Here is a 12251-nt window from a genome sequence, read left to right as displayed (position 1 = left end):
TAAAAAGTAGAAGGTGTAAACTGGTCGTATACATCCGGCGCGAGGTCTTTCTCACAGGCGGTAAAAGTGGTAAACCCCATCAGTGCGAGGCTTCCGTATATGATTGATCGTTTAAAATTCATCGCTTGCTGTTTTTAAATTTAGAAAGAAACATTCACACCCAATATCCAGGAACGTTGCATCGGATAAGCTGCGAAGCTCTCCAGTTCCGGATCAATACCACTGTATGGCGTGATCACAAACAGGTTCTGCGCATCGATATAAAGTCTTACAGAAGAAATGACTTTCTGTTTTTTCAGGATACGCTGTGGCATGGTATACCCCAATGTGATGTTGCGGCAGCGGATGAACCATGCATTCTCCCGGAAGTAATTGCCCGTGTAGGAACCGTATGGATTGTTCAATCCGCTGGGACGGTTACTCTGTTGGTTATCTGACGACCAGCGGTCTTTCACGAGGCTCAGCGCGTTCCATCCAAACTGCGCCAGTGTAGATTCCAGGTCGTAGGCAGTAGCGAGATCTGAATTGTATTTGGTACGCTGTAACTGTCCATAGAAGAAGATGTTCAGATCAAATTGTTTATATCCGAACGTGTTATTGAAACCGATAGAGTATCCGGGGTCAGAGGTACCGAGATATATCTGGTCGGCGGTATTCAGCTTCCCATCGGGTTTTCCGGTGAGGTTGCCGTTGTCGTCATAACCGTTCACGTCATTCACTTTTACCATACCTGGCTGTAGCCCGATGAGATAGTCAGGTACTTTCCCGCCTGTTTTCAATATACCATCGGTCTGATAACCATATATAGCGCGGATAGGATCGTGCAGGCCGATGTATTTAGCCAGGGTCTTCACCACCAGCGGATCGCGTTCTTTCCAGGTATCTCTGTATCGTGCGATATTGAAATCAGTATTCCAGACAAAATCCCTGGTCCGGATGTTAGCGGTGCGCAGCGTGAATTCAAAACCACGGCTCTGCGTTTTCCCGATATTGGCAGCCATAGCGCTCACCACAAAATAACTGGGTAGCGGTCTTGAACTGAGCAGATTGCTGATCACTTTGTTGAAGTACTCAAACGTACCACTGATACGATCGTTAAACAGGCTGAAGTCGAGACCAAGGTTCACTTCCCTGGCAGTTTCCCAGCTAAGGTCAGGATTGGCCACCTGGTTTAAATACACGCCGGTATTCTGCGTATTCCCGAACACGTAGTTTCTGCCGGTGGAATAATATGAAAATGCGCTGCCCCCGATGTTACTGTTACCCGTAGAACCATAGCTGGCACGCAGCTTCAGGAATGAGATAACGTGACTGTGCCGGAGAAATTCTTCATTGGATATTTTCCAGGCGCCGGACACAGATGGGAACCAGCCATATTTTTTATTTTCTGCAAACTTGGAAGAGCCGTCACGGCGCAGTGATGCAGTGAGCAGGTATTTGTCTCTGTAATCGTAAGTAGCGCGTGCAAAGTAAGACGCCCATCTTTCTCTCGACTTGAAAGAGCCAACAGTAGGTCTTTCAAACTCTCCCATTCCCAGGTTATTAAATGTGAAGTTATCGGTGATGAACTTCTGGTTGCCTGCGTTAAAACCTTCCTGTTGCAGCACCTGGTAGGAATATCCGGCTACAGCGCTGATATTTCCATCGCCGAGCTTATGGCTGTAGTTAAGCAGGTATTCCAGCAAACCTATATTGGCAGTATTCTCCAGGATATTGGCCTGACCGCCGGTACGCGCACCATACAGGAATGATTTGGGAAGATAGTTACTACGTTTATTGTTGGATTGATCATAGCTGAAGTTAGCCCTGGCACTAAATCCCGCACCGATGTCCCAGGTAGCTGATGCAGCTCCCAGCAAGCGGGTGCCCACTGTTTGGTCAGTCACTTCCAGGAAGGAAAGCGGATTAGGCGAATTGGAATAATCAGGATTCAGCGGATAGGTACCGTCAGCATTGCGCAAAGGCACCGTAGGCGGATGATAGAACGCTGCTACAATGATACCGGAGTTTTCATACAAACCGGCGCCAATAGCAGGGTTGTTGCTGATCGAGCGGCTACCGTTAATATTTACAGACAACTTGATCTTCTTTCCGATCAGCTGATCAAGATTGAGCCTGCCTGTGTAGCGCTTGTAGCCTGACTTTCTGATCACGCCATCCTGGTTCAGGTAGTTACCGGAGACGTAGTATTTGGTCTTATCGTTGCCCCCTGATACAGACAAGTTATGCTGATCCATAGAGCCGGACTGAGTAACGGCGTCGATGGCGCTCTGGGCCGGACCTGCTGTATCTATCTCTGTTTGTGTATAGCGGGGAACAAAAGGAGATATGGTAGACGGATCTATGCTGCCATAAGGCGCAATTTTATTATTGCGCAGCCAGCGTTCGTGCAGGATGTGGTTACGCTCTGTCATGTAGTCCTTCTTATTGAGAATATCGTAGAACTTAGCCGGCTCCTGGAATGCATGGCTGTAAGTGTAGTTCACGCGCGCAACGCCTTCCTTACCTCTTTTGGTAGTGATGAGTATAACACCCGCGCCTGCACGCGCACCATAGATAGCAGCGGAGCTGGCGTCTTTCAGCACTTCTATCGATTCAATATCATCGGGGCTGAGGAAGTTAAGCGGAGAACGGTTGATACCGCCGTAGCGGTTGCCCGACCCGGGCTCGTCTGCGGCGCCGTTTACAGGTACTCCGTCTACTACGTACAACACGCCTGCAGAAGCAAATGAGGCATTGCCCCTGATCTGTACACTCACACCGGCGCCGGGCTGGCCGGTAGCCTGCGTGGTAAGCAGACCCGCAGCCCTGCCACTCAACGCCTGATCAATGGATGTATTGGCCGATTTGGGAATATCTGTCGCTTTTACGGATGAAATAGCACCGGTAACGTCTTTTCTCTTTACACTACCATAGCCTATTACCACCACCTCTTCCAGTCCTTGCGAGGATACACTCAATGTGATGGACACATGCTGGTTACCTGCGGTAACAGCCACTTCTTTCTTTTCATATCCCACCAGCGTGAGCACCAGCGTAACATCACCGCTGACAGGCAGTCTGAACTGCCCCGACGCATTGGTGATCGCACCGTTGGCAGTACCCTTCACCTGCACTGTAACACCCGGAAGTGGCATACCATCCTCCCCCGTTATTACGCCAGCAATAGTTTTCTCCTGCTGATCAACATTTCCGGGGAGATACTCCATCAAAGGAGATTTTCCTGCACCATCCGGCCATAATACAATCTGTTTGTTGATCACTTCATAATGAACACTGGTTCCGGCCAGCAGGATGTTCAGTATCTCTTTCAAAGGCTTGTTGGCAGCGTTAATGCTCACTTCCCTCTTTACATCTATCAGCTCACCACTGTAGACGAATTTAGCATCCACCAGTTTCTCCAGGGATGAAAGCACGTTCTTCAGCGACTGGGCCTGGGCGTTATAACTCACCCGGTTGTCCAGCAGGGATTGTGATTTCCCCTCTGTGGCATAACACATGCCTGTAAGCGTGAAGAACAATAGCAATTGAATAACCGAAATACGCATAAGCTTTTTTCGCAGCTGATGGTGATTAATACAATAATTCCACATAATTTTGGTTGTTTACGGTTCTGTAATAGCAATAAGAAGCCTTCACTGCAGCTTGCTTCAGTGCAGGTATAAGGAGCCGGAACGACTCTGGGATTGATAATGTGACGGCATTATCAGTCCCTTTTCATTTTTGTTGAATCAGTTAAAACATAGACATAAGTGGGATTAAAGAATGAACGATTTAGTTTCAGTTGATACGGTCTCGTTGATACGACCATTGCATGTTGCTATGCATGCTGTTCTTATTTCTCGTTGCATCCTTCACCACTGATAAACAACTGACCATCCGTTTCCCGGTAGCTTAGACCTAGTGCCCGGCAGATAAGATTCAGCTTATCATAAAATGCTTCCTGGTTGAGATTGGCGGTAATGGTACAAGATTTTAAAGCATCTGGATTATAATTGATCTGAACGGCATAAACGCCCGCCAGTTTTTCAAATACCGTGGTGACAGGTGTTTCTGTAAATATAAAATCCTCCTGATGCCTGACGTTTACCTGTGTGAGCGGTGCCGGTACCAGTTTCTTCGCCAGGCTGTTGCTGCCTGCTTCATAACTGACTTCCTGATTAGACAGTAATATCACTTCCGTGGCGTGATTATTCTTTACGGCCACTTTTCCATGCTGCACAGAAACGATTACCTCCTGTTGCGCGGCTGTTGCCGTCACAGAAAAAACTGTTCCGAGCACCGTGGTGGCAATATCACCAGTATTCACTATAAATGGCGCCGCCGAAGGTTTCACGTCAAAGAGCGCCTTGCCGGTAAGATATACGGTACGCGCATGCTCCCATACCGTACTGTAACGTATACCAGCGCCGGGATCCAGTAATATGGTACTGCCGTCTTTCATCGCTACACGAAGCTGTGCAGAGGTGGTGTTCACTTTTTCTGCAAAGCCGGCGTAAGACACTGCCTGATACGCTGTAGATGGTTGGTGCGTAAGCCACCAGCCTCCGCCACCGAGCAACAGCAGACCGGCAGCCGCGGCGGCCATACGCCAGTTACGCCAGAATGGTTTTGGCACTGCAACCGGCAGCTGGCTCAATATATTGTTCACACTTGCTTGTATTTCAAGAGGATGTAACACCTCTTCTTTTACTTTGACAGACAGTAAAAGTTGACGGGCCTCCTTCATAAGCGGAACCTGTTGTGGGTTTCCGGACATCCATTCTTCCCAGCGTAAAGCCGCTGCCGGGTCTTTGCCCAGCACCCAGTCGAGGAAAGAATCATCAGTCCAGAAATCTTCGATAGAGTGGAATTGATCATTCATTGTTCACAAAACGGAAATAACAGTCATGACATTCTATATCCTAAATACATCAACTCATAAAATCTCACCAACAAAAAGGAAAAATTTTCAGATTTTTTTTTCGAGCACGAATAATATCCATCCGGAAAAAGCCGACGGCAGCAGCTGCCATTGAGACCGGAGCCGCTTCAATGTAGCAGATAAGAGGTTATAAGTGGCTTCCCTGCTGAGCTTCATAATAGCGGCTACCTGTTCATGATCCAGGTCCTGGAAATAACGGAGATAGATGATCTCCTGCTGCCGGTGGCTGAGTTGTTGCAGACACGCATGCAATTGCTGTTTGCGCTGGCTGTCAGCATCGCTGTCAATGATAGATGATTCAATAGAAAATTCAGCATTAAAAGGCGGCTGGTATCCTTGCAGCCAGAGGTGCAGATGCTGCTGTTGTGTTTTACGGGTCTGCAGCTGCCGGAGCATCTTATGACGCAGGCTTTTAAACAGGTAACCCTTCACATGTACATCGCGGCTAAGCTGCTGTCTTTTGCTCCAGAGCGTGGTAGCCATATCCTGAAGACAGTCTTCAACAAAGGCGCTGTCGGCATGGATCTTCATGCCATACTGAAAAAGTCCATTATAGTAGCAGGCTATGATACGGCCAAAAGCATCGCTGCCACCTTCGAGAAAGTGCTGCCAGTTCACTGTTATCTGCTCTTCACTAAGATGATATGTATTTTCTCTACTGATATTCATGCAAGCCCCTGCTCCCTGGTTGGTGGAACGCTACCCTTATATAATCTGGTACAATAACGGCAAGGTAATAAAGATAATGAGAAATTTAAAACAGCCGTCGCTGGCTACTCTTGGGACGATAAATCCAGAAAATAACACAGGTTATCTGCGTGAACAAATCACCTGTGTGGTCTCTGGCATGCACAATCTGTGGCCATCCGTCACAACTGTCGCAAAAAATGTTTCTTATCTACTGCAATATCGTATATTAGCCACCGATTTTTTATTGATGCTGTATTGGTCTGATAATAGTCATACAGTTCCGTATTTGTTACCCATGCTCCATGTGCAGATGCAGGTTCATTTTGAACTGAGCTGTCAGCGGCCATAAAAGGAAACCTGGCAGCCAGGATACTGGATGACAATTCCCGGATACAGCAAAGTTTGCAAAGCACCTATTATGAACAGTCAGGAAATTGAAAGATTGTACGAGAATCAGGAATTTGAAGCCGCACTGGAAGCTGCCAATGCTTCATTAATCCAGGAACCAGCAAACAAGGATCTGCTCTTTACCAAAGTACGCTGCCTGTTTGAATTATCCATGCGCACCGACTCTGAGAAACAAAGCATCCAGCAGGCGAGAGACTCATATGACACCTGCAGTGAGCTGCTCTCTCTCGATCCATCACACGTAGGAGCATTGTCTTACCGGGCTTATATCGGCGTCTACAATAATTTCGTCTTCGGCAAAGATGAACAGGTACTGAGTGATTGTACCCGTCTCGTTGAACAATCCGACGATGCATCAAAAGCCCGCTTTCTGGAGTGGCGCAGCCAGGCATATCTTCGTCAGCATAAACCCACAGCGGCGCTGGAAGATATGCAGGCCATCATCGCCTCCGCCACTGTCGCCTTCTCCAACGATCAGCCCCAGCGGAACGTAGCCCAATCCAGAGCCCATTTCAGCATGGGCGAGATACAGGAACAACACCTGCAGGATATTCCCGCCGCCCTGGAACAATACCGCCTCGCCTTTGAAAAGGGTACATACCTGTTCTCCTGGCTTCCGATAGCAAGGCTTGCACTGGATCATGGTCAATACGACTTTGCCGCACAACTGCTCGCCATATTGCCAACTACGCTTACAGAAGTCACAGATGAATTTGTAGCGCTGATGGAAAAGGTAAAACAATTGTACCACGAACATCCGTCTGAACTGAAACTGGCAGTGATGTACTGTACCAGTACAGCCACCTTCCCGGAAATCACCATGCCATCGGATGATGAAACAGACCTTACACTTCAGCAATTGTCGCTGGGTAAAAAGCTGATGCAGCAGTTTCCGGAGGAAGAATATTTTTATATCTACCTTGGTCGCACGCTTTTCCTTGCCGGGCAATATGCTGATGCGATTCCTTATTTTGAAAAAGGAATTGCTATCAACCCTTTCCCGATGAGTCTGGCCCGCTGGGCGTACGCCGTATACAAAGTGAAAGGCGCGTTTCCGGACAACTTACCGGAAAGCAAATATGATATTCCTTACGAATGGTATGATGCGGGTGTGTCGTTCGGTGAGTGGGAAGTAGATGATGAAGCTGACATGCAACACGAGCGCATTCTGAACCAGCTCTATTATAATGCCATCAAACGGTACAAGGCTTACTGGCTTGAAAACAGCGGCAACGCCAAAGCGCATCATGAGCATCATTTCGCGATGTGCTGCAATAATTATGGCATCAGCTTATCCAAGTTGGGCCGCCATGAAGAAGCCATCGAGATACACAACATCGGGTATAGAATGTCGCCGTTCTGGGAACAGCTTAACTCGAGGGCTTATGCCTACCGCGATACAGAACAGTATGATCTGGCTGCCGTAGATTGGACCGAAGTGCTTAACTACAGCCACATGATGGACCCCGTCCATCATGCCTCCACCTACAATCTCCTGATAGATGTACTCATGAGCAACCTCAATGATCGTGAAAGAGCTATCTATTGGTACGATAAATTCATCGAGACCTATGAGAGCAGCCTCGCACAGGAAATAGCGGAACTGGAGGATGACGACCAGGCCGCCGCACAGCACCAGGTAAACCAGATCATCACCACCCGTGCCCTGATACAAGGCGAACCAGGCGACCTGCCGAATCGTATAGCTACGCTGGAAAAGCATCTCGAACAATTCCCCGACGACAGCGACGCCTACTTCAACCTGATGCAGATGTACTTCGAGAACAACCAGTATGAGCAATGCATAGGCAGCGCCACCAGCCGTCTTTCCCTCGGAGAACTCGACAGAATCCCCATCGCATCAAGGGCCAAGATATACTACTTCAGGGGCAAAGCATACCTGCTGCTGCACAACTATGAACGAGCCATACAAGACATGACCGAAGTATTAAACTACATAAGTCAGGACCCCGACACCTCAGATGTGGACTACTTCAATGTATATGGCTACATCGCAGAAGCAGCACTGGCATTGAACGACAACCAGACCGCTCTTACCTACTCCAGGAAATCCATTGCCATCAGTGATGAGAACAACTGGAAATGGGATGAGATAACCGCCAATATCGCCTTCACAGAAGCCGCCGCGCTTAAAAATACCGGCGAACAAAAAGAAGCAGTACGTAAACTGAAACACTTGCTCGAAAAAATGCCCTCCCACGAACAGGCAGCACAAAAGCTGAAAGAGTGGAAACCGAAATGGGGATGGTTTTAGCAATAAATGATAAAGCCTTTAGCTTTTATATTGAAAGCTAAAGGCTTTATGATCTGCATACAGTTTTCTACGCACTGACGCTACTTCACATTAGACAACCCTCCATCTACCAGCAACTCTGCACCATGAATATAAGAGGCATCATTGGAAGCCAAGAAAAGCACCGTCTTTGCAATCTCCAACGGGTCGCCGAAACGGCCAAAAGGTAAAGTCGGGATCACACTTGCCACCGCTTCGTCGATCTGCTCAGCCGTCAGACCCGTATTATTGAAAATATTGGTTTTGATATGCCCCGGACTGATTCCATTCACACGGATACCCTTTGCAGTACATTCAGCAGAAAACGTTTTAATAAAAGATTGTACCGCCGATTTCGCGGCCGTGTACACAGAGAAATATTGTATACCAAATGCAGTTACAAAAGAGGTGTTCAGGATAACTGAACTGCCATTGCCCATTAGCGGCAGCATCTGTTGTACCGTGAAGAATGTACCCTTTACAAGCATATTGAACAGTTCATCAAAATGCGCCTCATCTACCATCTCAACGGACGCAAATTTGCCATACCCAGCATTCACAAACAGTACGTCTACCTTATCAGTATATCGCTTTACCTGCTCCTGCAATAAAGAAATGTCAGCCATCTTTCCGGCATCAGATACAATACCTGCCGCATTATCGCCCAATTGTGCTACCGCACTGTTGACTCTCTCCTCATTCCTCCCCGTGATAATCACCCTGGCCCCTTCTCTGATAAACTCCTGTGCCGTGGCAAACCCCATCCCATTAGTGCCACCCGTGATGACGGCCACCTTGTTTTTAAACTTTTGCATCGTTTTATGTTGATAATGAGATGTAAAGATCCTGATCGTCACGCCCCCCTGAAACCCGAAACTTGCTGTTTTATCCCAACAAGATTAATTTTCCCCAACCCTTTCTCCCCATTATTGTATCAATTATTAAATTTGGTCCTTATCAGTTCATTTAACCAATATGAGAAAAGTATTACTGTTAATCTGTATTCTGTCAACAACTATATATGCTTCCGCCCAGAAAATATTTACTACGGACGTGGATAACTTCTGGATAGCATACGACAGCATAGGTACCACCACCGACAGCCTGAAACAACTGAACTTTCTCAATACACTTTATATCAACAAAGGCACCCCCGGACTGAAAGCATTCATGGAAGTGAAAGGTTATACTCCCGACAAGTATCTACGGACTATCAGGTCATATCCGAAATTCTGGAGCAGTGTAAGACCACGCACCTCCATCATTGCAGGTATTGCAAAGGAACTGCAACCCGGCATTCGTCAACTGATGAAATGTTATCCTGCTTTGAAGCCTGCTGATATTTACTTTACTATTGGGGCGCTCAATTCTTCGGGTACAACTAAAGATAACATGGTACTCATAGGCGCTGAGCTGGCAACCGGCGACCAAACCGTCGATCTTTCTGAACTGCCCGCCGGTTATCAGAAAGGACTCGCCTCCTATTTCAACAGTGAGCCGGCAAAAAACATGACACTGCTCAACATACACGAATATGTGCACACACAGGAAAAAGGACCTGGCTATAACCTACTGTCACAGTGTATCTACGAAGGCGCCTGTGATTTTGTAACATGGCTGGCCATGGGGAAACTTCCCGCACTTCCCTATGTAACGTATGGCCCATTACATGAAGAAGAATTGAAAAAAGAATTTAGGAATGAAATGTTTGCTCCCTCCTGGAACAAGTGGTTGTACAACAGCGCCTCCGCCACCAGGGTTGGAGACCTCGGGTACTATATGGGCTATGCTATCTGCAACAGCTATTACCAAAGGGCAACAAACAAAAAGAAAGCGGTCAGAGAGATCATTGAGCTGGATTATACAGACAGTACTGCAGTAGAAGAATTCCTCACTGGTTCAGGATATTTCAATCCGCCCATCAATAAAACAGCCATTATACAACATTACGATAGCTTGCGTCCATATGTTACGGGAATAGCGCCATTCAATAACAACGACAGCCTTGTTGATCCTGCCACTCAGGAGTTGCGCATACTGTTCTCTGCAGAGATGAATCCCGCTAAAGCTGCTATGGACCTCGGCCCTGGGGGCAAAGAACAAAATCCGATTGCAAGCCGGATCGGTTTTATCGATAACCGGAAAAGCATCGCCTATAAAATCCATCTGCTACCGGATCATATCTACAGCATTGTGGTAACAGATGGATTTCAGTCAGCGGATGGTTATCCGTTAAAGCCCTATACCATCACGTTTAAAACCGGTAAGTAATCTGCTGTTCAGGTATAATTATCCTTATCAACTGCGATTACCTCCAGCAAAACATAAAACTCTGTAGCCGGTGGTAGGTCTACATAGGTGAACTTCATACTGCCGGCCTTCCTTGACCTGATCTCATTAATAGAGAGGTCTGTAATGAGCTGTCCTGTCGCGAAATTACCTGCCGGCAGATATTGCTCTGCTGCAGGATTTGAGTGATCCCACTCCATTATTCTGAAGGCGCCGCCTCCATATCCGGCCGGAGAATTTCTTAAAGCAGTAACCCTGAGTCTGACATCACTGTAGCCCTTTAAAGAAGATGGAGAAATCACAGGTAATGCAAAAGACTGATAGTATTGCAGATCCAGGAAATTCGAATACTTCACCACTTCATTACGACCAGCTAACACCTGGTTTTGGGGAGGAACGGGGTAGTTGGTATTCCCCGTGTACCAGATCCAGCCCTTGGAATACAAATTATACTCCACTACATCGTTGGGAGAGAGTCTTGGGAAAAATGTACAGTTTGAAACGGTCACTTTCACCGGCCTGTCCCCTGGAAACAGCTGAGAATCTGATGTGTAAATAGCACATTTCTGTGTGCTGGGGACATAAGGCACATTAGGATTCATCGCACAGGAGAAAAAGCAACTGTCAATCTTCACATTGCACACCTCAAAGGCATATCCGATAATCTTGATATGCATAGGATTATTGAAAGTAAGCGCTTCTGTTTGAGCCGCCACGTAGTTGCCCTCAAAATAGCACCCACTAAACAATACATTTGATTGCTGTTCGATTACCACGCCCGTTTTGCGGGAGTTTTCAAACGTACAGCCGATAAAATTCATTCCCTGTCCTACAGATGTACCTCCTTGTATATATACATTATGAATGCCTGCCCCGTTGATATAACACTGTGAGAAACTGATGGCATTTATCTGCTCATTACCAATTTTAACACCGTGTATGCCATATGAATTTATCTCATGCATCTTGATATTCTCAAAGCTGCCATAATACGTATCTTCCAGCCTGATACCCGTATCCACTTTTGTTATCACCATGTCCGATAACTTTGACCCGTTTGTAAATTGGCGCAGGTAAATCCCTCCCTGTCCGGCGGCTCCGCTTCCTTCCAGCCTGATACCGGAAAGAAAAATTCCATTCTTCTGTACCGTTCCCGAAGCCTTGATAACGTAATCCGGAGCAGTTATCCTGATCATTGAATTGTTGCTCCCTTCACCCTCGATGTTGATGCTATAATCACCACTAATCACTAGTGCAGCATCCGTCAGGTAAATACCGGTAGGGATGTACAGTTTTCTGTTCGCGCAGAAATCAATTGCCCGTTGCAGGGCGTCTCTGTCGCTGGTGGAAGCGTCCCCCTTTGCACCAAACCATTTTACGTTTATCACGTCTTCAATAACTCTCTTCCATCTGCCATCTGCAACATTATCCTGCTTTATAATGGTAGCGCTGTTATCAGCATCCTGGATGGCCGGGACCCAATAAAATTTACCGCCTCCTCCATCACCCGGATTATAGTATCCAAGTACGTCCATTACTTCATTTGGCTGGGGGAGACTCGTGTTACCACGCAATGCATTGATTGAAACTTTAGTCATATACTCTTATATTTCTGGTTAACAAAAAAAGTAGCATGGGTAGTAACAC

General features: G+C 47.0%; 7 protein-coding genes. 2 read left to right on the top strand and 5 right to left on the bottom strand.

Annotation, left to right across the window (positions count from 1 at the left end; translation table 11 throughout):
• Positions 1-140: 140 nt before the first annotated feature.
• The 3 genes from VM802_RS10620 to VM802_RS10610 form a co-directional block, all read right to left on the bottom strand.
• Positions 141-3548: a TonB-dependent receptor gene (locus VM802_RS10620; RefSeq protein ID WP_325530144.1), complete on the bottom strand. Its 3408-nt coding sequence runs from the start codon at positions 3546-3548 to the stop codon at positions 141-143.
• A 287-nt stretch (positions 3549-3835) separates the two neighbouring features.
• Positions 3836-4864 carry a FecR family protein gene (locus tag VM802_RS10615; protein ID WP_325530142.1) on the bottom strand — a complete coding sequence of 343 codons (1029 nt, stop codon included), beginning with the start codon at positions 4862-4864 and terminating at the stop codon, positions 3836-3838.
• Positions 4865-4951: 87 nt separating this feature from the next.
• On the bottom strand, positions 4952-5593 hold the full coding sequence (locus VM802_RS10610) for an RNA polymerase sigma factor (RefSeq protein ID WP_325530140.1): 642 nt from the start codon (positions 5591-5593) through the stop codon (positions 4952-4954).
• Positions 5594-6032: 439 nt separating this feature from the next.
• On the opposite strand from VM802_RS10610, the gene VM802_RS10605 reads away from it, so the two are divergent.
• Complete coding sequence (locus VM802_RS10605; protein WP_325530138.1) at positions 6033-8297, top strand: tetratricopeptide repeat protein; 2265 nt, start codon at positions 6033-6035, stop codon at positions 8295-8297.
• 80 nt (positions 8298-8377) lie between these two features.
• On the opposite strand, the gene VM802_RS10600 is transcribed toward VM802_RS10605, so the two are convergent.
• Positions 8378-9130: an SDR family oxidoreductase gene (locus tag VM802_RS10600; RefSeq protein ID WP_325530136.1), complete on the bottom strand. Its 753-nt coding sequence runs from the start codon at positions 9128-9130 to the stop codon at positions 8378-8380.
• 160 nt (positions 9131-9290) lie between these two features.
• Between VM802_RS10600 and VM802_RS10595 the strand changes: the two genes are divergently transcribed.
• Entirely contained in the window at positions 9291-10586 is a 1296-nt protein-coding gene (locus VM802_RS10595; protein WP_325530134.1) for a DUF2268 domain-containing putative Zn-dependent protease, read from the top strand.
• 8 nt (positions 10587-10594) lie between these two features.
• Here VM802_RS10595 and VM802_RS10590 read toward each other — a convergent pair whose 3' ends face one another.
• The gene (locus VM802_RS10590) at positions 10595-12202 is read right to left on the bottom strand and encodes a putative phage tail protein (protein WP_325530131.1); all 1608 of its coding nucleotides are present in this window, start codon (positions 12200-12202) and stop codon (positions 10595-10597) included.
• Between the last annotated feature and the right edge of the window lie 49 nt (positions 12203-12251).

Origin of the sequence: Chitinophaga sp. (assembly GCF_035538455.1) — a bacterium.
GTDB lineage: Bacteria > Bacteroidota > Bacteroidia > Chitinophagales > Chitinophagaceae > Chitinophaga.
This window is presented reverse-complemented; position numbering and strand designations above follow the sequence as displayed.

Excerpts from the sequence above, each read along its gene's own strand:
- VM802_RS10610 (WP_325530140.1), bottom strand. The coding sequence starts at position 5,593 with ATGAATATCAGTAGAGAAAATACATATCATCTTAGTGAAGAGCAGATA.
- VM802_RS10615 (WP_325530142.1), bottom strand. The coding sequence starts at position 4,864 with ATGAATGATCAATTCCACTCTATCGAAGATTTCTGGACTGATGATTCT.
- VM802_RS10620 (WP_325530144.1), bottom strand. The coding sequence starts at position 3,548 with ATGCGTATTTCGGTTATTCAATTGCTATTGTTCTTCACGCTTACAGGC.
- VM802_RS10600 (WP_325530136.1), bottom strand. The coding sequence starts at position 9,130 with ATGCAAAAGTTTAAAAACAAGGTGGCCGTCATCACGGGTGGCACTAAT.
- VM802_RS10590 (WP_325530131.1), bottom strand. The coding sequence starts at position 12,202 with ATGACTAAAGTTTCAATCAATGCATTGCGTGGTAACACGAGTCTCCCC.
- VM802_RS10605 (WP_325530138.1), top strand. The coding sequence starts at position 6,033 with ATGAACAGTCAGGAAATTGAAAGATTGTACGAGAATCAGGAATTTGAA.
- VM802_RS10595 (WP_325530134.1), top strand. The coding sequence starts at position 9,291 with ATGAGAAAAGTATTACTGTTAATCTGTATTCTGTCAACAACTATATAT.